Origin of the sequence: Escherichia albertii, from assembly GCF_028622335.1 — a bacterium.
Taxonomy (GTDB): domain Bacteria; phylum Pseudomonadota; class Gammaproteobacteria; order Enterobacterales; family Enterobacteriaceae; genus Escherichia; species Escherichia albertii.
Window position 1 is genome coordinate 4,280,761 of record NZ_CP117568.1, and the last position, 24,057, is coordinate 4,304,817.

General features: G+C 52.7%; 20 protein-coding genes. 10 read left to right on the forward strand and 10 right to left on the reverse strand.

From position 1 onward, the window contains the following. The first annotated feature begins 94 nt into the window (after nucleotides 1-94). Entirely contained in the window at nucleotides 95-1,477 is a 1,383-nt protein-coding gene (pheP, locus tag PS053_RS20595; RefSeq protein ID WP_002430232.1) for a phenylalanine transporter, read from the forward strand. Nucleotides 1,478-1,642: 165 nt separating this feature from the next. Here the strand turns inward: pheP and ybdG are convergent, their stop codons facing one another. The 4 genes from ybdG to PS053_RS20615 all read right to left on the reverse strand — a co-directional run bounded on the left by ybdG (nucleotide 1,643) and on the right by PS053_RS20615 (nucleotide 4,579). Further along, nucleotides 1,643-2,890, reverse strand: a complete 1,248-nt coding sequence (gene ybdG, locus PS053_RS20600; RefSeq protein WP_059250393.1) for a mechanosensitive ion channel YbdG — start codon at nucleotides 2,888-2,890, stop codon at nucleotides 1,643-1,645. A gap of 259 nt (nucleotides 2,891-3,149) precedes the next feature. Continuing rightward, nucleotides 3,150-3,803: an oxygen-insensitive NAD(P)H nitroreductase gene (gene nfsB / locus PS053_RS20605; RefSeq protein WP_000351486.1), complete on the reverse strand. Its 654-nt coding sequence runs from the start codon at nucleotides 3,801-3,803 to the stop codon at nucleotides 3,150-3,152. Between the two features lie 78 nt (nucleotides 3,804-3,881). Next, on the reverse strand, nucleotides 3,882-4,265 hold the full coding sequence (locus PS053_RS20610; protein ID WP_000360934.1) for an MmcQ/YjbR family DNA-binding protein: 384 nt from the start codon (nucleotides 4,263-4,265) through the stop codon (nucleotides 3,882-3,884). A gap of 65 nt (nucleotides 4,266-4,330) precedes the next feature. Then, nucleotides 4,331-4,579: a DUF1158 family protein gene (locus tag PS053_RS20615; RefSeq protein ID WP_000682532.1), complete on the reverse strand. Its 249-nt coding sequence runs from the start codon at nucleotides 4,577-4,579 to the stop codon at nucleotides 4,331-4,333. A gap of 215 nt (nucleotides 4,580-4,794) precedes the next feature. Between PS053_RS20615 and PS053_RS20620 the strand changes: the two genes are divergently transcribed. After that, entirely contained in the window at nucleotides 4,795-5,499 is a 705-nt protein-coding gene (locus PS053_RS20620) for a GNAT family N-acetyltransferase (RefSeq protein WP_059214587.1), read from the forward strand. Nucleotides 5,500-5,723: 224 nt separating this feature from the next. Continuing rightward, a complete protein-coding gene (hokE, locus tag PS053_RS20625; protein ID WP_000956461.1) occupies nucleotides 5,724-5,876 on the forward strand; it encodes a type I toxin-antitoxin system toxin HokE in 153 nt (50 codons plus the stop codon). Nucleotides 5,877-5,997: 121 nt separating this feature from the next. Here hokE and entD read toward each other — a convergent pair whose 3' ends face one another. Then, on the reverse strand, nucleotides 5,998-6,618 hold the full coding sequence (gene entD, locus PS053_RS20630) for an enterobactin synthase subunit EntD (protein ID WP_077870970.1): 621 nt from the start codon (nucleotides 6,616-6,618) through the stop codon (nucleotides 5,998-6,000). A 173-nt stretch (nucleotides 6,619-6,791) separates the two neighbouring features. Beyond that, on the reverse strand, nucleotides 6,792-9,041 hold the full coding sequence (gene fepA, locus PS053_RS20635; RefSeq protein WP_256879124.1) for a siderophore enterobactin receptor FepA: 2,250 nt from the start codon (nucleotides 9,039-9,041) through the stop codon (nucleotides 6,792-6,794). Between the two features lie 241 nt (nucleotides 9,042-9,282). Here fepA and fes point away from each other — a divergent pair, with 241 nt between their 5' ends. The 4 genes from fes (at nucleotide 9,283) to wzz(fepE) (ending at nucleotide 15,940) form a co-directional block, all read left to right on the forward strand. Then, nucleotides 9,283-10,485, forward strand: coding sequence for an enterochelin esterase (gene fes, locus PS053_RS20640; RefSeq protein WP_256879123.1), 1,203 nt, complete (start codon nucleotides 9,283-9,285; stop codon nucleotides 10,483-10,485). Nucleotides 10,486-10,487: 2 nt separating this feature from the next. Then, a complete protein-coding gene (locus PS053_RS20645; protein ID WP_000885799.1) occupies nucleotides 10,488-10,706 on the forward strand; it encodes an MbtH family protein in 219 nt (72 codons plus the stop codon). Continuing rightward, nucleotides 10,703-14,584 carry an enterobactin non-ribosomal peptide synthetase EntF gene (entF, locus tag PS053_RS20650; RefSeq protein ID WP_256879122.1) on the forward strand — a complete coding sequence of 1,294 codons (3,882 nt, stop codon included), beginning with the start codon at nucleotides 10,703-10,705 and terminating at the stop codon, nucleotides 14,582-14,584. The genes PS053_RS20645 and entF overlap by 4 nt, the downstream gene beginning before the upstream one ends. Nucleotides 14,585-14,800: 216 nt before the next feature. Continuing rightward, on the forward strand, nucleotides 14,801-15,940 hold the full coding sequence (gene wzz(fepE), locus PS053_RS20655; RefSeq protein WP_256879121.1) for an LPS O-antigen length regulator Wzz(fepE): 1,140 nt from the start codon (nucleotides 14,801-14,803) through the stop codon (nucleotides 15,938-15,940). Here wzz(fepE) and fepC read toward each other — a convergent pair. Genes fepC through fepD form a run of 3 tightly spaced genes read right to left on the reverse strand, consistent with a single transcriptional unit; the run spans nucleotide 15,937 to nucleotide 18,742 of the window. Beyond that, a complete protein-coding gene (gene fepC, locus PS053_RS20660) occupies nucleotides 15,937-16,752 on the reverse strand; it encodes an iron-enterobactin ABC transporter ATP-binding protein (RefSeq protein ID WP_000140636.1) in 816 nt (271 codons plus the stop codon). The genes wzz(fepE) and fepC overlap by 4 nt on opposite strands. Continuing rightward, a complete protein-coding gene (gene fepG, locus PS053_RS20665) occupies nucleotides 16,749-17,741 on the reverse strand; it encodes an iron-enterobactin ABC transporter permease (protein ID WP_000633882.1) in 993 nt (330 codons plus the stop codon). The genes fepC and fepG overlap by 4 nt, the downstream gene beginning before the upstream one ends. Beyond that, on the reverse strand, nucleotides 17,738-18,742 hold the full coding sequence (fepD, locus tag PS053_RS20670) for a Fe(3+)-siderophore ABC transporter permease (protein WP_256879120.1): 1,005 nt from the start codon (nucleotides 18,740-18,742) through the stop codon (nucleotides 17,738-17,740). The genes fepG and fepD overlap by 4 nt, the downstream gene beginning before the upstream one ends. A 110-nt stretch (nucleotides 18,743-18,852) precedes the next feature. Here fepD and entS point away from each other — a divergent pair, with 110 nt between their 5' ends. After that, nucleotides 18,853-20,103 carry an enterobactin transporter EntS gene (gene entS, locus PS053_RS20675; protein ID WP_001041799.1) on the forward strand — a complete coding sequence of 417 codons (1,251 nt, stop codon included), beginning with the start codon at nucleotides 18,853-18,855 and terminating at the stop codon, nucleotides 20,101-20,103. Between the two features lie 3 nt (nucleotides 20,104-20,106). Here entS and fepB read toward each other — a convergent pair whose 3' ends face one another. Continuing rightward, the gene (gene fepB / locus PS053_RS20680) at nucleotides 20,107-21,063 is read right to left on the reverse strand and encodes a Fe2+-enterobactin ABC transporter substrate-binding protein (RefSeq protein ID WP_256879119.1); all 957 of its coding nucleotides are present in this window, start codon (nucleotides 21,061-21,063) and stop codon (nucleotides 20,107-20,109) included. 188 nt (nucleotides 21,064-21,251) lie between these two features. Here fepB and entC point away from each other — a divergent pair, with 188 nt between their 5' ends. Both entC and entE read left to right on the forward strand, forming a co-directional pair. Beyond that, entirely contained in the window at nucleotides 21,252-22,427 is a 1,176-nt protein-coding gene (gene entC / locus PS053_RS20685; RefSeq protein WP_256879118.1) for an isochorismate synthase EntC, read from the forward strand. Nucleotides 22,428-22,436: 9 nt separating this feature from the next. Next, nucleotides 22,437-24,047, forward strand: coding sequence for a (2,3-dihydroxybenzoyl)adenylate synthase EntE (gene entE / locus PS053_RS20690; protein WP_000026830.1), 1,611 nt, complete (start codon nucleotides 22,437-22,439; stop codon nucleotides 24,045-24,047). Nucleotides 24,048-24,057 lie beyond the last annotated feature (10 nt).

Genomic DNA, 24,057 nt, shown 5'->3' on the forward strand with positions numbered 1-24,057 from the left:
ATACCCGGTTTAACCGTGTGGATTGTGTCTTGCGACGATGGGCACTAAATGTTAAAAGGTGCCCCTCAATAAAAAAGACACACAGGGGAAAGGCGTGAAAAACGCGTCAAACGTATCGGAAGATTCCGCGTCGGATCAAGAACCGACACTTCATCGGGGATTACATAACCGTCATATTCAGTTGATTGCGCTGGGCGGCGCCATTGGTACTGGTCTGTTTCTTGGCATTGGCCCGGCGATTCAGATGGCGGGTCCGGCTGTGTTGCTGGGTTACGGCGTCGCCGGGATCATCGCTTTCCTGATTATGCGCCAGCTTGGCGAGATGGTGGTTGAGGAGCCAGTATCCGGTTCATTTGCTCACTTTGCCTATAAATACTGGGGACCGTTTGCGGGTTTCCTCTCTGGCTGGAACTACTGGGTGATGTTCGTGCTGGTAGGGATGGCAGAGCTGACCGCTGCAGGCATCTATATGCAGTACTGGTTCCCGGATGTACCGACCTGGGTCTGGGCTGCTGCCTTCTTTATTATCATCAACGCCGTTAACCTGGTGAACGTGCGCTTATATGGCGAAACTGAGTTCTGGTTTGCGCTGATTAAAGTGCTGGCGATCATCGGCATGATCGGCTTTGGCCTGTGGCTGCTGTTTTCTGGTCACGGCGGCGAAAAAGCCAGTATCGACAACCTCTGGCGTTACGGTGGTTTCTTTGCCACGGGCTGGAATGGACTGATTCTGTCGCTGGCGGTGATTATGTTCTCCTTCGGCGGTCTGGAACTGATTGGTATTACTGCTGCTGAAGCGCGCGCTCCAGAAAAAAGCATTCCGAAGGCAGTAAATCAGGTGGTTTATCGCATTCTGCTGTTTTATATCGGTTCGCTGGTGGTTTTACTGGCGCTTTACCCGTGGGTAGAAGTGAAATCTAACAGTAGCCCGTTTGTGATGATTTTCCATAATCTTGACAGCAATGTGGTGGCTTCAGCACTGAACTTCGTCATTTTGGTAGCATCGTTGTCAGTGTATAACAGCGGTGTTTACTCCAACAGCCGTATGCTGTTTGGCCTCTCTGTGCAGGGTAACGCACCGAAGTTCCTTACCCGTGTGAGTCATCGCGGCGTGCCGATCAACTCGCTAATGCTTTCCGGGGCGATTACCTCGCTGGTGGTGTTGATTAATTATCTGCTGCCGCAAAAAGCGTTTGGTCTGCTGATGGCGCTGGTGGTGGCAACGCTGTTGCTGAACTGGATTATGATTTGTCTGGCGCACTTGCGTTTTCGCGCGGCTATGCGTCGTCAGGCGCGAGAAACGCAGTTTAAGGCGCTGCTCTATCCGTTCGGTAACTATCTTTGCATTGCCTTCCTCGGCATGATTTTGCTGTTGATGTGTACAATGGATGATATGCGTCTGTCAGCGATTCTGCTGCCGGTGTGGATTGTGTTTCTGTTTGTGGCGTTTAAAACATTGCGTAGGAAAGTGAATTAAGCTGATGTGAGGCTGATTTGCCCGATGCGCAAGCCGCAAGCTTATCGGGCCTACAATCTGTAACGATTCTGTAGGCCGGATAAGGCGTTCACGCCGCATCCGACAAAACGATGTTGGCAATCTGAAGCCGCTCTCACCCATTCGATGAGAGCGGTTTTTTTCTGCTTACTGCTTAAATGTACCCGCCAGAGAGCGAATATCGTTGCTGGTGGGTGACTGATGAAGTCTCAGACCAAACTCTTCGACGATAGCAAATATATGGTCGAAAATGTCGGCCTGAATACTTTCATATTCCAGCCAGACTACGGTATTGGTGAACGCATATATTTCAAGCGGCAACCCGGTATCTCCCGGTGCAAGCTGACGCACCATTAAGGTCATATCCTTACGAATCCGTGGATGGTTGCGCAGATATTCATTCAGATAGGCGCGAAACGTCCCAATATTGGTCATCCGCCGCAGGTTTAATATCGACTCCGTCGAACCTTGCTGGCGATTCCAGTCGTTAATTTCCTGATGGCGACGGGTTAAATAAGGCTTTAGCAAATGCGCTTTATTCAGCCGCTGCATTTCGTCTTCATCAAGAAAACGAATACTGGTGACATCAATATTGATACTGCGTTTAATTCGTCGCCCGCCGGAAGCCGACATTCCGCTCCAGTTTTTAAAGGAGTCGGATACCAGCGACCAGGTAGGAATGGTGGTGATGGTATTGTCCCAGTTGCGCACTTTGACGGTGGTTAACCCGATATCAATCACCGAACCATCCGCACCGTATTTCGGCATCTCCAGCCAGTCGCCTAATTTCAGCATATCGTTCGCGGAAAGCTGAATACCTGCCACCAGACCAAGAATCGGATCTTTAAATACCAACATCAGCACGGCAGCCATGGCGCCAAGACCGCTGATCAGAATCGCTGGCGATTGACCAATCAGCAGCGAGATCATCAAAATGCCGACCAGAATTGCGCCGAGTAGTTTGATTCCCTGAAATATCCCTTTCAGCGGTAATTGTTTTGCAGCGGGGAATTTTTGCGCCAGATTTAAAATAACATCCAGCAAAGAGAAGACTGAAAGTAACGCATACATCATGATCCACAACTGCGCGCAGGTGGTCAAAATATCAGCCGCTTCGGTGCCTTTTTGCAGCCAGAATACCGCCTGAATGTTGACGATAATCCCCTGCAGGGTAAAAGCTAAACGGTGGAAGAGTTTATTCTGGGTAATAATTTGCAGCCATAACCGCGAACTGGCGATGGCGCGTTTTTCAAAGGTCCGCAGTACCACCCAGTGCAAAATAATATGCACCACGACAGCGGTCAGAAAAATAATGCCGAAAATCATCACCATCGAGGTGGTGTGATCGAGCTCAATACCCGCTAAATCTTCAACCTGGGATATTAAATCCTGCATAACGTCTCCTTTATACAACAGCAGCCTATGATGACGGTTGAAACAGGGTTATGCAAATCAGGAGAATCTGAGGGAGAATTTCCGACGAGGGGGATGATGGCAAATATAAAATTGCCTGATGCGCTACGCTTATCAGGCCTACGTTAATGAATTTGCACGAACTTGTCGGCCGGATAAGGCGATCACGCCGCATCCGGTATAAACAAAGCGCACTTTGCCAGCAATCTGAGCCGGGAGCAGTTCCCGGCTATCAGGAGAATTACACTTCAGTTAAGGTGATGCTTTGCGGCAGACGAGATTTTGGCAGGGTAGCGTTAAAATCTTCGACGCTGTGATGACCTACCGGAACCACCACCAGACTGGTGTAGCCTTTCTCTTTCAGACCAAATTCTTCGTCAAGAATAGCGGCGTCAAAACCTTCGATTGGCACCGCATCCAGACCCAGCGCCGCAACGCCCAGCAGGAAGTTGCCGACGTTGAGATAAACCTGTTTGGCCATCCACTGCGCATCATCGTGCAGATCTTTACGGTGCATATCGGCGAAGAACTTGCGACCTTTATCGTTCGCCGCTTTCGCTTCCGGTGTGGCAAAACGGCCATCGGCATCTTCCTGGTCCACAACCCGTTTCAGCCATGCATCATCCATGGCAGTTTTTGCGCAGAACACCACGACATGCGAGGCATCGAGCATTTTACGCTCGTTGAACACGTAATTACCGGCGGCGGATTTGGCGACACGTGCTTTACCTTCTTCCGTACTGGCAACGATAAAATGCCACGGTTGGGAGTTGGTGCTGGATGGACTGTATTGCAGCAGGGTTTTGATCTGCTCTGCTTGTTCGGGGGTAAGTTTTTTGCTGGCATCAAATGCCTTAGTGGAATGGCGCTTTAAGGCGACAGAAATGATATCCATAAAGACTCCTTGTGGAAGAAATTTTGCGTGCCAGCAGATTACAAGGATCGTGATGAAATGGTAAGCGAGAAAAATGCGCTATTGATTTACGGTTGAATCAGGGCGCAGTCGTTTTTGATCGCGTTTAGATAAGCCATCGACCACTAAATTCCATGAGTCGTTGATCAAATCAAGAAGTAACGCTTCAGTGATTTCATCGCCAGGGTACACCGAAATCCAGTGCTTTTTGTTCATGTGATAGCCCGGCCTAATGCTCGGGTATATTTGTTGATTCAACAGTGATTTTTGTGGATCGGACTTCAGATTGATAAAGGGGACGCCGCGCAGTTCTGACGACAGCATAAAAATCTTGCCGCCAATTTTAAACACATCAAACTCCGGGCCAAACGGCCAGCAAAGTTCGACAAACGGTAGCTCGAGAGCGATGCGTTTTGCCGTTTCGTGTAGTGATTGCTTATCCATAAACTTACCTTGTGCAGGAAGGAGAATAAGCAAATTATGCCGCGAAGTGAGCTGATAATCGACGTCTAATCTGCCAGCGAAAACCAGCGTCGCCAGATAAAGCGCAATACAAAATATTCAATGACGCCCAGCACCAAAAACCACAGACAAAACAATAAAGTGTAAAGCTGGCTAAGGTCTACTAAATGGAAGAGGGTTACCAGTTTTTGCGCCAGCGCCAGTCCCAGCGCAGGGGCCGGCAGCAGCAGGCTGGAGAGAAAAGCCATCAGCAAAATACCTGCCGCTGTGGTCAGCGTTTCTAAAGGGTGTTTCATCGTTTTGTTAAATCTTAGTTAAAATACTATTGTCCGGGATATCGCTGTGTAACGCAATTCCCTGCTTAGTCTCCGGCTTCAAATTTCACTCTTTTATGGTGACCAGTACAGAGGCGGAAATCGTTGGGCTGGATGCAGAAGTTCTGAATGTTTCTTTCTTCTGGATACAGTGAACTGATATAACAGATTAAAACATCATCAAAAGGGGGAAGGGCGTGCCGGAAATTAATCAATATGGACAGACGGTCGGCGATGCGCTACCGGACTGGCAAGGCGCAGCGGTTTTACCGCGTCGCTTACTGGAAGGTCATTGGTGTCGTCTGGAGCCGCTTGACGCGCAACGCCACGCAGGCGATCTGTTTGATGCCTATGCTCAGGCGCCGGATGAACGTGACTGGACGTGGCTTGCCAGTAATCGCCCGGCAAGTGTTGAAGCTACCGGGGAGTGGATCGCTGGAAAAGTGAATGACCCCTCCCTGGTCCCCTTCGCTGTGGTTGATAATCGTTCTGAACGAGCCGTTGGGTTGGTCTGTTTTATGGCGATTGAACGCGAGCATGGAACGGTTGAAATCGGCCATGTTACCTGGTCGCCACGCATGAAAAATAGTGTGCTCGGTACTGAAGCGATTTGGTTACTGCTGCAATGTGCCTTTGCGCATGGCTATCGGCGTGTGGAATGGAAATGTGATTCGCTCAATCTGGCGTCACGCCGCGCCGCCGAACGTTTAGGGTTTGTATTTGAAGGCCGTTTCCGACAGAAAATCGTGCGCAAAGGGCGTAACCGTGACAGCGACTGGTTATCGATGATTGATAGCGAATGGTCGCAATGTGACAAAGCGCTACAGGCCTGGCTGGCGGCGGAGAATTTTGACGAGCGGGGTGTGCAGAAAAAAAGTCTGGCTCAATTGCGGTTGAGTTAATGAATAGTAGAAAGTCCGAAACAGGAATTGCTGTATAAATAAACAGCTATTTTGCTAAGGAAGGGTAAGATAACTGCGGGTGCCTGAAGCTTTCCGGTTTCAGGATTACTCTGAGGTCTGGAAAGATGAAGCCCCAGGAGATATTTCTATCAACCCTGGGGCTGCCACTCCGAACCTCAACAACTCGGATGGTAGTCCCTTCTTCGCATGGAGGCAATATAAACATGCTGACGAAATATGCCCTTGTGGCAGTCATAGCACTGTGTTTAACGGTGCTGGGATTTACATTTCTGGTCGGAGACTCGTTGTGTGAGTTCACCGTAAAGGAACGTAATATTGAGTTCAAGGCTGTTCTCGCTTACGAACCGAAGAAGTAGCCGTTGTGCGGGGAGTCATCCCCGCATATCCGGTTGTCAGGTCAGGGTGGTCAGGCACCTGCTTTACACTTTCGCCCGCGGTCAGTGATGGCTGCGGGCGAATCGCACCAGATGTTGTCAATTAATCGTGTTGGCACAGTGTTACGACTATCTTTTCTTTTCTCTGCCAGTGCACAGCAAACTTCTCATCATCCCGACGAATGATGATCCGCTGTTTATCCCAGCTAATTATCTGATAATCCAGAAAACCTGGCGCGGCCTGCATTTTGTCTGCCTTAAACGCACTCTCTTTTGCAGAAAAAGCCAGGGTTAACGCCAGAGAAAAGGGTAAAGCGATATCAGCGAGCAGCTCGCGTTCCGCTGGTGTAACAATGCTATCTGCTAACTCTGTAGCCGTTTGCGCAGAGAAAATTTCTTCAATATCAACGCCAATTGGTTGACGTGATACCACAGCTAACGCCGTAGTCCCGCAGTGACTAATGCTGCCGAATAACCCCGCAGGCCATACTGGTTGGCGAAGCTTACCGATTGCGGGAACGTACTTAAAACCATACTCATGTAAAGCATGAACGGCGGCGATCCGCCCGGCTAAATGTTCTGTTTTACGTTTACGCCCGGCATGTTGTAGATGCGTGTAATGCGGCAGCCAGAGTAAATCCTGCTCGCAAAAACTCGCCGAATCAAACTCAACAAAATGCAGCGTATGTCCGGCAAAGGGGAGGGCGGTATGCGTAGTTTTCATGTCGACCATATTAGAGACTGATGACAAACGCAAAACCGCCTGATGCGCCACGCTTATCAGGCCTACGTGGTCCTGCAATATATTGAATTAGCAAACTTTTGTAGGCCGGATAAGGCGTTCACGCCGCATCCGGCATGAACGACGCGCACTTTGTCAACAATCTGACGTTAGTATCAGAAATGAGTATTAATGCTCATATACCACGTACGTCCCGGTTCGTTATAGGTATACGCGCCAGCCCCCGCGATATAGTTGGCTCCTGCCAAATCACCTGTGGTTTGGGCATTACCTGCACGCCACAAGCGTTTGTCGAACAGGTTGTCTACGCCGCCGGTCAGACTAACGTTTTTCGTCACGTCCCAGGTCGCACTCAGACCAACAATGCTGTAGGGGCTAACTTCTTTGGTTTCCGGTCCGACCGCTGGCTGGCCTTTATAGTTGTACTTCTTCGGTTGCTGTTTGCCGTACCAGGTGAAGGTTGTTTGCATCGACAAATCTTCCCGTGCCTGCCAGCTCAGCGTTGAGTTCAACGTATATTCCGGGATTATCGACAAACGATCGCCCGTGGTTTTGTTTTCACTCTTCAGCATATAAGTGATGTTGTTAGTCCACATCACTGTTTCGCTAACAGGGACGTTTAACGATCCTTCAAAGCCTTCAACCACCGCTTTCGGTACGTTATCCCATTGATAAAGATCGGTGCCTGCCGCGTTTTGCCCAACAGCCACATAGCCCGCTTCAATCTTATTGCGATAGTCGTTGCGGAACCAGGTCACACCTGCCAACCAGCCGTCGCGTTTAAACTCCAGACCAATCTCTTTGTTAATACTGGTTTCCGCTTTCAGGTCATCGTTACCCTGCAGATAGCAGCCGCCCGCGCTGGCGTAGCATCCCTGTCCTTTACTGTAGAGAATATAGTTTGGGTTAGTCTGGTACAGACTTGGTGCCTTGTAAGCTCGGGCGATCCCCATTTTGAGGGTAAAATCATCGCCTAAACCTTGCGACACGTTCAGTGCCGGACTCCAGTTATTGCCGACAATACTGTGATGATCAAAACGTAGTCCCGGCGTCACGATGGTGCTGTCGGTCAGCTCCATATTGTTTTCCGCAAACAGCGAGAATATTTCCGCTTTTGAATACGGACTACGGTCGGTAGAACTCACACCATCGATGGCTCCGCCTGTATTCTTTCCTGTCAGCGCCTGGGTGTTGGAACTGAGATCCTTCATTCGCTGCTGATTCCACTCTGTACCCAGCGTCAGCGTCTGGTTAACGAGGAAATCAATCGGCAGGTTGACTTCGCTGTGCAGCATCACATCATCGAGATCGATATCGACAAAATCCTGCGTCGCTTTTTCATTAAATTTCCCTTCGGTGCCGCCCGCAAGACCTTCCGGGATACGCGAGTTACGGGTGTGTTCGTACTGCACCCAGTTGCTGGTGGTTACGCCGTTATCCCAGCCGCCGTTCCAGGTCAGAGAGTAGTTCTGGCGATACAGACGGTTGGTTTCATCACCATATTTCGAACGTGTATAGGCGTCGGAGTTGGTGTTCTGGGTATCGCCTGCATACAGGTTGCCCTGGCGGCTGTAACCGGCTTCCAGTTCGAGCGATTGTAGTGGAGCGAAATCCCAGCGAACGACGCCGTTAATATCTTTGTTGATAACCCCTTCGCGTCCGGCAGGTAAGGTTGTGGCGTAGGTTCCGGCACGTGCGGACTGATGTCCCTGGTTAATATCCCACGCATCGGCCTGGGTTTTGTCGAGGTTGCCATATAAGCGGAAGCTGAATTCGTCACCCAACGGACCGGTCAGGCTGAAGTTGGTGCGTTTGGTCGCGCCTTCCTCTTTATGTTCTGGCGCATTGAAGTAAGCGTCCCAGGAACCGTGCCATTCGCCGTTGCCTTTTTTGGTGATGATGTTAACCACGCCGCCTGCTGCGCCGTTGCCATAACGGGCCGCCGCCGGGCCACGCAGAATTTCAATACGTTCAATCATTTCAGGCGGCACCCAGGAAGTATCACCACGGGTATCGCGCTCGCCACGCCAGCCCTGGCGCACAGAGTTACGGCTACTGACCGGTTTGCCGTCAATCAAAATCAGGGTGTTTTCTGGACCCATTCCGCGAATATCAATCTGGCGGTTGTTGCCGCGCTGACCGCTGGTGGAGTTACCGGTCAGGTTAACGCCGGGCATGGTACGGATGATTTCCGACACATCGCGAGCTACCGGGTTTTTGCGGATTTCATCTGCGGTGATGGTCGAAACGCCGGGCGCCTGCAAGTTCTGCTCGGCGGCGGTGACCACGATGGTGTCGTCGTGTGAAACGGCATTATCGCTTGTCTCTTCTGCCAGTGCTGGCAGGGCTACCCCATAAATCCCCAGATTGACCAACAAGGCCAGGGAATGAATCTTCTTGTTCATTGTTTTTTCCTGCATTTTTGCCACGAATTCCAACGGTCAAAATTGACGTAAGCTGGATTGATGTCGCCCACTACCGCGAAAGCCTTTGATCCTGAAAGGCACGCAGTGCAGTTGATTAATTAATGTTCGCGCTTGACATGGCGCGCCAATACGCTATTGCAAATGCAAATAGTTATCAATAGTATTATCAATATATTTCTGCAATCAATAAAAAAATTCACAATAAACATAAGGTTATGATGTGGCGGCGTTAAAGGTGGGAAGTGATAGCTGGTGGCTGTCGAAACATGGCCCGGAATGGCAACGTTTTGATGATAAAACTTATCAGGTGACTTTCTGGTGGCGTGATCCGCAAGGTTCTGAAGACCACTCGACGATAAAGCGCGTATGGGTCTACATCACTGGCGTGACCGATCACCATCAGAACAGCCAACCCCAGTCGATGCAGCGAATTGCAGGGACCGATGTCTGGCAGTGGACAACGCAACTCAATGCCAACTGGCGCGGCAGCTACTGCTTTATTCCCACCGAACGCGATGACATTTTTTCTGCACCATCCCCTGATCGCCTCGAATTACGCGAAGGATGGCAGCAATTATTACCTCAGGCGATAGCCGATCCGTTGAATCCGCAAAGCTGGAAAGGGGGGAGAGGGCACGCTGTTTCCGCACTCGAAATGCCGCAAGCGCTCCTGCAACCGGGTTGGGATTGCCCGCAAACGCCAGAAACGCCTGCTAAAGAAATTACCTGGAAAAGTGAACGTCTGGGAAATTCACGCCGTGTATGGATTTTTACCATCGGCGATGCAACAGCAGAAGAGCGTCCGCTGGCCGTTTTGCTCGATGGCGAATTTTGGGCGCAAAGTATGCCCGTCTGGCCTGCGCTGACTTCGCTGACCCATCGTCGGCAACTTCCTCCCGCCGTGTATGTGTTGATCGACGCCATCGACACCACGCACCGTGCCCACGAACTGCCGTGTAATGCGGATTTCTGGCTGGCAGTACAGCAAGAATTATTGCCACTGGTGAAAACCATCGCCCCTTTTAGCGATCGCGCCGATCGTACTGTTGTTGCCGGACAAAGCTTTGGGGGGCTTTCCGCGCTGTATGCCGGACTGCACTGGCCTGAACGTTTTGGCTGTGTGATAAGCCAATCGGGATCGTTCTGGTGGCCGCACCGGGGCGGGCCGCAAGAGGGCGTGTTACTTGAACAACTTAAAGCGGGTGAAGTTAGCGCCGAAGGTTTGCGTATTGTTCTGGAAGCGGGGATTCGCGAACCGCTGATCCTGCGGGCTAATCAGGCGCTGTATACGCAATTACAAGCTACAAAAGAATCCATTTTCTGGCGTCAGGTTGACGGCGGACATGATGCGCTTTGTTGGCGCGGCGGGCTGATGCAGGGGCTCATTGACCTCTGGCAACCGCTTTCCTATGACAGGAGTTGAATATGGCATTCAGTAATCCCTTTGATGACCCACAGGGGGCGTTTTACATTTTGCGCAACGCACAGGGGCAATTCAGCCTGTGGCCGCAATCGTGCGTATTACCAGCGGGCTGGGAGGTCGTTTGTGAACCTCAGTCGCAAGAATTCTGCCAGCAGTGGCTGGAAGCCCACTGGCGTACTCTGACGCCCGCGAATTTTACCCAGCCGCAGGAGGTGCAATGAGCCAGCATTTACCTTTAGTCGCCGCACAACCCGGCATCTGGATGGCAGAAAAACTGTCGGATTTACCCTCTGCCTGGAGCGTGGCGCATTACGTTGAGTTAACCGGAGATGTTGATGTGCCATTACTGGCCCGCGCGGTGGTTGCCGGGTTAGCGCAAGCAGATACGCTGAGGATGCGTTTTACGGAAGATAACGGCGAAGTCTGGCAATGGGTCGATGATGCGCAGACGTTCGAACTGCCAGAAATTATCGACCTGCGAACCAACATTGATCCGCACGGTACTGCGCGGGCATTAATGCAGGCGGATTTGCAACAAGATCTGCGCGTCGATAGTGGAAAACCACTGGTCTTTCATCAACTGATACAGGTGGAGGATAATCGTTGGTACTGGTATCAACGTTATCACCATTTGCTGGTCGATGGCTTCAGTTTCCCGGCCATTACCCGTCAGATAGCCAACATTTATTGCGCCTGGCTGCGTGGCGAACCTACGCCTGCGTCGCCGTTTACTTCTTTCACTGATGTAGTGGAAGAGTACCAGCAATATCGCGAAAGCGAAGCCTGGCAGCGTGATGCGACTTTCTGGGCGGATCAACGTCGTCAACTACCGCCGCCAGCGTCACTTTCGCCTGCACCTTTACCGGGGCGCAGTGCCTCGGCAGATATTCTGCGCCTGAAACTGGAATTTACCGACGGGGAATTCCGCCAACTGGCAGCGCAACTTCCGACCGTACAACGTACCGATTTAGCTCTCGCGCTGGCGGCATTGTGGCTGGGGCGATTGTGCAACCGCATGGACTATGCCGCCGGATTTATCTTTATGCGCCGTATGGGCTCGGCGGCGTTGACGGCTACCGGACCGGTGCTCAATGTTTTGCCATTGGGGATTCACATCGAAGCGCGAGAAACGTTGCCGCAACTGGCAACCCGCCTGGCGGCTCAACTGAAAAAAATGCGTCGTCATCAACGCTACGATGCCGAACAGATTGTCCGTGACAGCGGGCGAGCGGCAGGAGAGGAACCTCTGTTCGGTCCGGTACTCAATATCAAGGTGTTTGATTATCAACTGGATATTCCGGGCGTGCAGGCGCAAACCCACACTCTGGCAACCGGTCCGGTTAATGATCTTGAACTGGCCCTGTTCCCGGATGAAAACGGTGATTTGAGTATTGAGATCCTCGCCAATAAACAGCGTTACGATGAGCCAACGTTAATTCAGCACGCTGAACGCCTGAAAATGCTGATCGCCCAGTTCGCCGCGACCCCGGCGCTGTTGTGTGGTGATGTCGATATTATGCTGCCAGACGAATATGACCAGTTGGCGCAGATCAACGCCACTCAGGTTGAGATTCCAGAAACCACGCTGAGCGCGCTGGTGGCGGAACAAGCGGCAAAAACGCCGGATGCTCCGGCACTGGCAGATGCGCATTACCAGTTTAGCTATCGGGAAATGCGCGAACAGGTGGTGGCGCTGGCGAATTTACTGCGTGAGCGTGGCGTAAAACCTGGCGACAGTGTGGCAGTGGCGTTGCCGCGCTCGGTCTTTTTGACTTTGGCGCTGCACGCCATTGTTGAAGCAGGGGCCGCCTGGTTACCGCTGGATACGGGCTACCCGGACGATCGCCTGAAAATGATGCTGGAAGATGCGCGTCCGTCGCTGTTAATTACCACTGACGAGCAACTACCTCGTTTTCGCGATATCCCCAATTTAACCAGTCTTTGCTATAACGCCCCGCTTACCCCACAGGGCAGCGCGCCGCTGCAACTTTCACAACCGTACCACACGGCTTATATCATCTTCACCTCTGGCTCCACCGGCAGGCCGAAAGGCGTGATGGTCGGGCAGAAGGCCATCGTTAACCGCCTGTTATGGATGCAAAACCACTACTCGCTCACAGGCGAAGATGTCGTTGCTCAAAAAACACCGTGTAGTTTTGATGTCTCGGTATGGGAGTTTTTCTGGCCGTTTATTGCCGGGGCGAAACTGGTCATGGCCGCGCCGGAAGCGCACCGCGATCCTCTCGCTATGCAGCAATTCTTTGCCGAATATGGCGTAACGACCACGCACTTTGTTCCCTCAATGCTGGCGGCGTTTGTTGCTTCGCTGACGCCAGAAACCGCTCGCCAATGTTGCGCGACGTTGAAACAGGTGTTCTGTAGTGGTGAAGCGTTACCGACCGATTTATGCCGTGAATGGCAACAGTTAACCAACGCGCCATTACATAACCTGTATGGTCCGACGGAAGCGGCGGTAGATGTCAGTTGGCATCCGGCCTTTGGTGCTGAACTGGCGGCGGTACGCGGCAGCAGTGTGCCGATTGGTTATCCTGTGTGGAATACGGGTTTGCGTATTCTTGATGCGATGATGCATCCAGTGCCGCCGGGTGTGGCAGGTGACCTCTATCTCACCGGCATTCAACTGGCGCAGGGCTACCTTGGGCGCCCCGATCTGACAGCAAGCCGCTTTATTGCCGATCCGTTCGCTCCAGGTGAGCGGATGTACCGTACCGGGGACGTGGCGCGCTGGCTGGAAAATGGCGCGGTGGAGTACCTCGGGCGCAGTGACGATCAGCTAAAAATTCGCGGTCAGCGGATTGAACTGGGCGAAATCGACCGCGTGATGCAGGCGTTGCCAGATGTTGAACAGGCCGTTACCCACGCTTGTGTCATTAACCAGGCGGCAGCCACTGGTGGTGATGCGCGCCAGTTGGTAGGGTATCTGGTGTCGCAATCCGGTTTGCCGCTGGATATTCCGGCGTTGCAGGCGCAGCTTCGCGAAACGCTGCCGCCGCATATGGTGCCGGTAGTGCTGCTGCAACTTCCACAGTTGCCGCTTAGCGCTAATGGTAAGCTGGATCGCAAAGCGTTACCGTTGCCGGAACTGAAAGCACAAACGCCGGGACGTGCGCCGAAAGCGGGCAGTGAAACGATTATCGCCGGGGCGTTCTCGTCATTACTGGGTTGTGACGTGCAGGACGCTGATGCTGATTTCTTCGCTCTTGGCGGTCATTCACTACTGGCAATGAAACTGGCGGCACAGCTTAGCCGACAGTTTGCCCGTCAGGTGACGCCGGGGCAGGTGATGGTGGCGTCAACGGTGGCAAAACTGGCAACAGTTATTGATGGTGAAGAGGAGAGTGCCCACCGTCTGGGATTTGAAACGCTCCTGCCATTGCGTGAAAGCAAGGGGCCGACGCTGTTTTGTTTCCATCCGGCGTCCGGTTTTGCCTGGCAGTTTAGCGTGCTCTCGCGTTATCTCGATCCACAATGGTCGATTATTGGCATTCAGTCGCCGCGTCCCAATGGTCTCATGCAAACTGCGACGAATCTGGATGAAGTATGCGAAGGGCATCTTGCAACGTTGCTGCAACAACAGCCACACGGCCCTTATTACCTGCTGGGATATTCGTTGGGTGGCTCGCTGGCGCTGGGAATTGCGGCGCGGTTGCGTGCTCGTGGCGAACAGGTGGCATTTCTTGGCTTGCTGGATACCTGGCCGCCGGAAACGCAAAACTGGCACGAAAAAGAAGCTAACGGTCTGGACCCGGAGGTCCTGGCGGAAATTAACCGTGAGCGCGAGGCGTTTCTTGCCGCTCAGCAGGACTATGCCTCCACAGAACTGTTCACTACCATTGAAGGTAATTACGCGGATGCTGTGCGCCTGCTAACAACGGCCCATAGCGTACCATTTGATGGCAAAGCAACGTTGTTTGTTGCCGAGCGTACGGTTCAGGAAGGCGTGAATCCCGAACGTGTCTGGGCGCCGTGGATTGCAGAGTTGGATATTTATCCTCAGGACTGTGCACACGTTGATATTATCTCAGCAGTGGCGTTTGAAAAAATTGGTCCAATTATTCGCGCAGCGCTGAATAAATAATGTGATATTGCTTGCAAACCCATAATCATAATAAATGATTATGGGTTTTGTTATTTGTTAAATTTATAATTAAAGGGGTGTTTGTCTGGAAATATTCTTAATATTGCATTCAGTGAGAGGAATTTACAAAGTTCAGCTTCGGATAATTCTCACCAACTGATAAAGTGTGCGCCGTGGAGATTTACCCCTATTGGACTCATTTTCAGGTTATACCGCATGTCAACACTGAATATTAAGCAGGAAAGCGACTCTCATTTTTCCGATTATCATCTGACGCCGCCCAGTAATAATGAAATTGATTTACTGAATCTTATCGATGTTTTGTGGCACGCCAAAAAACAGGTTATTGCTGTAGTTTTTGCCTTTGCCTGTGCAGGCTTACTGGTTTCTTTTCTTTTGCCGCAAAAATGGACCAGCTCAGCGGTCATCACCCCCGCAGAACCCATTCAGTGGCAGGATCTGGAGAAAACCTTCATCAACCTGCGTGTCCTGGATCTTGATGTAAATATCGATCGCGGCGGTGTATTTAATCTTTTTGTTAAGAAATTTCAGTCAGTGAGTTTGTTAGAAGAGTATCTTCGTTCTTCTCCTTATGTCATGGATCAGTTAAAAGAGGCGAACATCGATGAACTCGACTTGCATCGGGCTATTGTCGCATTAAGCGAAAAAATGCAAGCCGTCGATGACAATGCCAGTAAGAAAAAAGATGAACCCAGTCTGTATACCTCCTGGACATTGAGTTTCACCGCACCAACTGCTGAGGAAGCGCAAACGGTGTTAGAGGGATATATCGACTATATTTCCGCTATTGTGGTGAAAGAATCGATAGAAAATGTGCGTAATAAACTGGAAATCAGAACGCAGTTTGAAAAAGAGAAACTGGCCCAGGATCGGATAAAAACCAGAAATCAGCTTGATGCAAATATTCAGCGCCTCAATTATTCACTGGATATAGCCAATGCTGCCGGAATAAAAAAACCCGTGTACAGCAATGGTCAGGCGGTAAAAGATGATCCCGATTTCTCTATTTCTCTCGGCGCTGATGGTATTGGACGTAAACTGGAAATTGAAAAGTCAGTCACCGATGTTGCGGAATTGAACGGTGAATTACGTAATCGTCAATATATTGTTGAGCAATTAACAAAAGCAAATGTTGATGACGTTAAATTCATTCCGTTTAAATATCAATTAAGCCCATCGTTGCCGGTGAAAAAAGACGGTCCGGGTAAGGCGATTATCGTGATTCTTTCTGCGTTAATCGGCGGTATGGTTGCTTGTGGCGGCGTGCTTTTACGTCACGCGATGGCATCCAGAAAACAGGATGCCATGATGGAAATGGAAGATCGGTTAGTTTAAATCATCGCGGTTGACGGTGCCGTTCGTCCGAGCGGCACCACTAATGGCGTACCAGCTACCGGATCATCAATAATCATGCAGCGCAGACCATAAATACGTTCAATCAGTTCAGCAGTGACAATCTCTTTCGGCGCTCCCTGAGCAACAATTTTCCCTTCCCGCAATGCAATCAAATGGCTGGCGTAACGACAGGCCTGATTAAGATCGTGCAGCACAGCCGCCAGCGTATAGCCTTTCTCGCGGTTCAGCTCGCTTAACAATTCCAGCAAATCAATCTGATGACTGATATCCAGCCAGGTCGTTGGTTCGTCAAGCAGCATAATCGCTGTTTCCTGGGCCAGCACCATCGCGATCCACGCTCGCTGGCGTTGCCCACCGGAGAGGGTATCAACGCTTTGATCCGCCAGATGAGTGATTCCCGTGGCCTGCATCGCTTTTGCGACTGCCTCTTCATCTTCTTTGCGCCAGCGGGTAAACAGCGGTTGATGCGGATACCGCCCACGCGCCACCAGCTCCTGCACGGTGATATCCCCCGGCGTGGTGGCGTTTTGCGCCAGCAGACCAATCCGGCGTGCGACCTCTTTACTGGCGTAATGTTGAATGTGCTCGCCATCCAGCCAGACATGCCCGTGAGCAGGCGTCATCAGGCGGCTTAAAGTACGCAGTAATGTGGATTTACCGCAGCCATTTGGCCCGATAATTGCTGTGAAGTGACCATCAGGAATTTCCACGGTTAAATTTTCCGCAACGGTATATTTGCCATATCCGAGGGTTAACTGTTCGCCGCGCAAACGGGCTACTGATTCGGTCATTTTTTGCGAGACTCCTGAATTAACAAGACGATAAGGTAAATACCGCCGAGGCTGACAGTGACAACGCCAACCGGAAGTTGATATGGCATAAACAGTTGCTGAGCGCAGAGATCTGCTGCCAGCAGTAACAGCGCACCGCACAGCGCCGCCTGGGTTAGTCCCCAGCGAGCGGTGCCGCTAATGCGTCGGGCAATGTGCGGCGCGACTAAAGCAATAAAGGAAATCGGTCCGGCAAGGGCCGTTGCCGCAGCGGTAAGCACCACCGCCACCAGCATCATTAACAGGCGCGAACGTTCGACGCTGACGCCCAGCGCACACGCGGTGTCATCGCCCATTTCCAGCAAGCGCATCCGGCGTACCAGTAAGGCGGCGGCAATTAACATCAATATGATGATGGGCGCGGAAGGTGAGGTTTTTGCCCACGTCAGGCCGTTGAGCGATCCGGCATTCCACAAACCTGCTGTTAACGCCGTTTCTAAAGATGCTTTCAGCAACAGCCAGGTATTAAAGGCCACCAGCATGGCGCGAACGCCGATACCGATAATAATCAATCGAAAGGTGTCGATACCGTTACGCCAGGCGAGCAGCCAGACCAGCAGCGAGGTGACAATGCCCCCCGCCATTGCTGCCAGCGCAATCGCTGTCAGGTCCTGACCAAACAGCACCATCGCCACCAGCACGCCGCTCCACGCTCCGGTGTTAAAGCCCATTACGTCAGGGCTGCCGAGTGGGTTACGCATCAGCGACTGAAAAATCGCGCCGCTGACGCCCAGCGCCGCACCAATCAACAGCGCCATCAGCACCCGCGGTAAACGCCATTCGGTGACCACCATCGTCATACTGCGCGGCGCATCGCCCATCAACGCGGCGAATACCTGCGAGGTTTCCAGCGTGACGGCACCGCTGCGTAATCCCCAGATGCCCGCCACAATACAGGCAGTTATCAACAGCAGACAGGTGATAAATAATCGGCGAGAGACGGTGATCATGCGCCACCTCGCGTTTTCCGTCGCACGAGGAAGATCAATACTGGCGCGCCAATAAAGCCACTGACTACGGAAACGCGCAGCTCGCCGGGCACAATCACACGCCCGATGATATCAGCGAACAGCAGCAGGGCAGGGGTTGCGAGCAGCGTGACGGGCAGCGACCAGCGATGATCGGCCCCCACCAGCCAGCGCGCCATGTGCGGCATCATCAGGCCAATAAAGGCAATCGGCCCTACCACCGCCGTCGCACTACCACAAAGCACGGTTATTGCCAGCAGGCCAATCAGCTGTGTGCGTGCCACGCGGCTGCCCAGCGCCGTCGCGGTGTCGCTGCCGAGGCTCAAACTGTTCAGCGCGCGGCTCAGTAATAATGCGGTTGCTCCGGCGATCAGTACCGGGATCAGCACCACTTTTAAGGTGTGTAAATTACGAATGTCCAGCGATCCAGCTTGCCAGAAACGCAATTGATCGTAGACGTCAGGGTTAAGCAGAGCGATGCCGCTGGTGAGTCCTTCCAGCACCGCCGCCAGCGCCACGCCCGCCAGAGTTAAACGTACCGGACTTAACTGCCCGCCGCCCTGGCTGCCGGTAAAGGCGACAATCAACGAGGCCACCAGCGCCCCGGCGAAGGCCATCGCCAGTTGTTCCTGAGCGGAAGAATAACCAAACAGCGCCGCGCCCAGCACAATGGCAAAGCTGGCACCGGCGTTTACGCCAAGCAAACCGGGATCGGCAAGTGGGTTTCGGGTGAGGGTTTGCATTAACGCTCCGGCAAGGCCAAGCGCGCCGCCCGCCAGTAAACCGGCAAGGGTGCGCGGCAGTCTGGCATCGAGCACAATGGTGCAGTCGGCGCTCTGGCAGGTGCCAGAGAGGGCCTCCAGCACTACGGAAGCGGGAAGCGATTTTGCCCCAATGAGCAGACTTAATGTCGTTGCGATAATCAGTAATAACAGTAATCCGGGCACGGCAATAGCGCGTGTCACGGCAACAGAACCAGACATACTAACTTCCATGATAATGAAATTAATTATCGTTATCGATCTTGTTTGGATATGTTAGCATGTGCAGCCTAAGAATAGGTATTTAAAATATTTGATGGCAAGGCATTGTAATGAATAAACAATCCTGGCTGCTTAACCTCAGCCTGTTGAAAACGCATCCGGCGTTTCGCGCAGTATTCCTCGCTCGTTTTATCTCAATTGTGTCTCTGGGTTTGCTCGGCGTGGCGGTACCGGTACAGATCCAGATGATGACGCATTCCACCTGGCAGGTGGGGCTTTCGGTGACGCTGACCGGCGGCGCGATGTTTGTTGGCCTGATGGTTGGCGGTGTGCTGGCGGATCGCTATGAGCGTAAAAAAGTGATTTTGCTGGCGCGCGGAACCTGTGGCATTGGTTTTATTGGTCTGTGCCTGAACGCGTTGCTGCCGGAGCCGTCTTTGCTGGCAATCTATTTACTCGGATTATGGGATGGCTTTTTCGCGTCACTTGGCGTTACTGCGCTACTGGCGGCGACACCTGCACTGGTAGGGCGTGAAAACTTAATGCAGGCCGGGGCGATCACCATGTTGACCGTGCGTCTGGGGTCGGTGATTTCGCCCATGATTGGCGGTTTATTGCTGGCGACCGGAGGCGTGGCCTGGAACTATGGGCTGGCAGCGGCAGGAACGTTTATTACCTTGCTGCCGTTGTTAAGCCTTCCTGCACTGCCACCGCCACCGCAGCCGCGTGAACATCCGGTGAAATCATTGTTGGCAGGATTTCGTTTTCTGCTCGCCAGCCCGCTGGTAGGCGGTATTGCGCTGCTGGGGGGATTGTTAACGATGGCGAGTGCGGTGCGGGTACTGTATCCGGCGCTGGCTGACAACTGGCAGATGTCGGCGGCGCAGATTGGTTTTCTCTATGCGGCAATTCCGCTTGGTGCGGCTATTGGCGCGTTAACCAGCGGGAAACTGGCGCATAGTGCACGGCCAGGGTTATTGATGTTGATCTCCACGTTGGGAGCGTTCCTCGCCATTGGTCTGTTTGGCCTGATGCCGATGTGGATTTTAGGCGTGGTTTGTCTGGCGCTGTTCGGCTGGCTGAGCGCGGTTAGTTCGTTGCTGCAATACACAATGCTGCAAACGCAAACCCCGGAGGCGATGTTAGGGCGGATTAACGGTTTGTGGACGGCGCAGAATGTGACGGGCGATGCGATTGGCGCGGCGTTGTTGGGCGGTCTGGGGGCGATGATGACGCCGGTGGCCTCCGCAAGCGCGAGCGGTTTTGGTTTGTTGATTATCGGCGTGTTGTTGTTGCTGGTGCTGGTGGAGTTACGCCGTTTTCGCCAGACGCCGCCGCAAGCGGCAGCGTCTGAAAGCTAATCATTAAAACAGCGTCTTAAGTCGTTCCAGCACTTGCATAGCGCTGTAGTAATCCAGGCGGAATGTCTCAGTTCCCAGCGTGTAAACCTGCTTGTTCTGTACTGCAGGCAGGTGCGCGAGCAGCGGATTGGCATAAATGGCATCAGCGTCTTTCTGATCGCCTGCGAACAGGAATAGTGACTCGCCATTTAATCCCGCCGCCAGATTTTCTCCGCCAAGCTGAACAATATCATGGCGTTTACCCTGGCTTTGGCTGGCGTTTACCCCTGCGGGCAACTTCGCCAGCGTAAAGCCAAGCTGTTCCAGCATTTGCCCTTGTGCCGATTCCGGCGTCCAGAGATTGGCGCTGTGCGCGGCTGCGGTGTAGACAATGGCAGTGACTGGCTGCGGTGGTAATTTTATTTGCTCTTTCGCCGCCGCCAGTTGCTTATCAAACTGCGCAATTCTCTCCGCTGCTTGTTTCTCATGCCCGGTAATTTCGCCAAGCTGTGTTAACAGCGACTGCCAGCTTTTGTCGTCGTAATTGATGATTAACGTTGGCGCAATGGTGGAAAGCTGATCGTACAACGCCAGTGCCGAATCACCGCCGGTTGCGCTGATTAAAATCAGATCCGGCATTTGCGCGGCAACGGCTTCGGCGTTCGGTTCGCCGATATAGAGACGTTGCAGTTTGCGTTCCTTCGCCACCTCGCTCCACTGGCGTAAAAAGCCCTGGCCATCTGCTACGCGGTTATTTGGCGTGGTTGCGCCGCTGGCAATCACTGGGGCATCAATCGCCAGCAGTGAACCTGTCAGCGTAACGCTGGTAGAGACAATACGCTGTGGCTGGCTTTCCAGGGTATGGCTGCCGCGGCTGTCAGTCACCTGACGCGGCCAGTCGGCGGCCTGCACTGCGGATATTCCTGAAAGCAAAAGTCCTGTTAAGAAAAGGGTCTTACGGTAGAGCGGGGCGAGTCTCACAAATCAGCTTCCTGTTATTAGTGAAGTTAATGCTTCTCATTTTCATTGTAACTACAAACAGATGCAAGCCCGAGTCACAGATTGTGTTGCGGCAAGAGTTGACATAGTGCCCGTTTGCTTTTAGGTTAGCGACCGAAAATATAAATGATAATCATTATTAAAGCCTTTATCATTTTGTGGAGGATGATATGGATACGTCACTGGCTGAGGAAGTACAGCAGACCATGGCAACACTTGCGCCAAATCGCTTTTTCTTTATGTCGCCGTACCGCAGTTTTACGACGTCAGGATGTTTCGCCCGCTTCGATGAACCCGCAGTGAACGGGGATTCGCCCGACAGTCCCTTCCAGCAGAAACTCGCTGCGCTGTTTGCCGATGCCAAATCGCAGGGCATCAAAAATCCGCTGCTGGTTGGGGCGATTCCCTTCGATCCTCGTCAACCCTCATCGCTGTATATTCCTGAGTCCTGGCAGCCTTTTTCTCGTAAAGAAAAACAAACCTCCGCGCGCCGTTTTACTCGCAGTCAGTCGCTGAATGTGGTGGAGCGTCAGGCAATTCCAGAACAAACCACGTTTGAACAAATGGTTGCCCGTGCTGCAAAGCTTACTGCCACGCCACAAGTCGACAAAGTGGTGCTATCACGGCTGATTGATATCACCACCGATGCCGCCATCGATAGCGGCGTATTGCTGGAACGGTTGATTGCGCAAAACCCGGTTAGTTACAACTTCCATGTGCCGTTGGCAGATGGCGGCGTCCTGCTCGGAGCCAGCCCGGAACTGCTGTTACGTAAAGACGGCGAGCGTTTTAGCTCCATCCCGTTAGCCGGTTCTGCGCGTCGTCAGCCGGATGAAGTTCTCGATCGCGAAGCGGGTAATCGCCTGCTGGCGTCAGAAAAAGATCGCCATGAACACGAGCTGGTGACTCAGGCGATGAAAGAAGTGTTGCGTGAACGCAGTAGCGAATTACAAGTTCCATCTTTCCCACAACTGATTACCACGCCAACGTTGTGGCATCTTGCAACGCCGTTTGAGGGCAAAGCGAATTCGCAAGAAAACGCACTGACGCTGGCGTGTCTGTTGCATCCGACTCCTGCTCTGAGTGGTTTTCCTCATCAGGCTGCAACTCAAGTGATTGCCGAGCTGGAACCATTCGACCGGGGACTGTTTGGCGGCATTGTCGGCTGGTGTGACAGCGAAGGTAACGGCGAGTGGGTCGTGACCATCCGCTGCGCGAAACTGCAGGAAAACAAGGTCCGTCTGTTTGCCGGAGCAGGGATTGTGCCTGCGTCATCGCCGCTGGGCGAGTGGCGAGAAACGGGCGTCAAACTTTCTACCATGTTGAACGTTTTTGGGCTGCATTAAGGAGCGAGGATGAGCATTCCATTTACCCGCTGGCCGGAAGAATTTGCCCGTCGTTATCGGGAAAAAGGCTACTGGCAGGATTTGCCGCTGACCGACATTCTGACCCGCCATGCCGCAAGCGACAGTATCGCGGTCATCGATGGTGAGCGCCAGCTGAGTTACCGCCAGTTGAATCAGGCGGCAAATAATCTTGCTTGTCGTCTACGTCGTCAGGGAATTAAATCCGGTGAAACCGCGCTGGTACAGTTGGGTAATGTTGCTGAACTGTACATTACCTTTTTCGCCCTGCTGAAACTGGGCGTTGCGCCAGTGCTGGCGTTGTTCAGCCATCAGCGTAGTGAACTGAACGCCTATGCCAGCCAGATTGAACCCGCATTGCTGATTGCCGATCGCCAACATGCGCTGTTTAGCGGGAATGATTTCCTCAATACATTTGTTGCAGAGCATTCCTCCATTCGCGTGGTGCAACTGCACAACGACAGCGGTGAGCATAATTTGCAGGATGCGATTAACCATCCGGCAGAGGATTTTACTGCCACACCGTCACCTGCCGATGAAGTGGCCTATTTCCAGCTTTCCGGCGGTACTACTGGCACGCCGAAGCTGATCCCGCGTACTCATAACGACTATTACTACAGCGTGCGCCGTAGCGTCGAGATTTGTCAGTTCACGCAACAGACACGCTACCTGTGCGCGATCCCGGCAGCTCACAACTACGCCATGAGTTCACCGGGATCGCTGGGTGTCTTTCTTGCCGGGGGAACGGTCGTTCTGGCAGCCGATCCCAGCGCTACGCTCTGTTTTCCACTAATTGCAAAACACCAGGTTAACGTTACTGCGCTGGTGCCGCCGGCTGTCAGCCTGTGGTTACAGGCGCTGGCGGAAGGTGAAAACCGGACGCAGCTTGCCTCGCTGAAACTGTTACAGGTCGGCGGCGCTCGTCTTTCTGCCACGCTGGCGGCGCGTATTCCGACAGAGATTGGTTGCCAGTTGCAGCAAGTGTTCGGCATGGCGGAAGGACTGGTGAATTACACCCGCCTCGATGATAGCGCGGAGAAAATTATTCATACCCAGGGCTACCCAATGTGCCCGGACGATGAAGTGTGGGTTGCTGACGCTGACGGAAATCCGCTGCCGCAAGGGGAAGTGGGACGCCTGATGACGCGCGGGCCGTATACCTTCCGCGGCTATTACAAAAGCCCACAGCACAATGCCAGCGCCTTTGATGCCAACGGTTTTTATTGCTCCGGCGATCTGATCTCTATTGATCCAGACGGTTACATCACCGTGCAGGGGCGTGAGAAAGATCAGATCAACCGTGGCGGCGAGAAGATCGCTGCCGAAGAGATCGAAAACCTGTTACTGCGCCATCCGGCGGTGATCTACGCCGCACTGGTGAGCATGGAAGACGAGCTGATGGGCGAAAAAAGCTGTGCTTATCTGGTGGTGAAAGAACCGCTGCGCGCAGTGCAGGTGCGTCGCTTTCTGCGTGAACAGGGTATCGCAGAATTTAAATTACCGGATCGCGTGGAGTGTGTGGATTCACTTCCGCTGACGGCGGTCGGGAAAGTCGATAAAAAACAATTACGTCAGTGGCTGGCGTCACGCGCACCAGCCTGAAGGAGAGAAC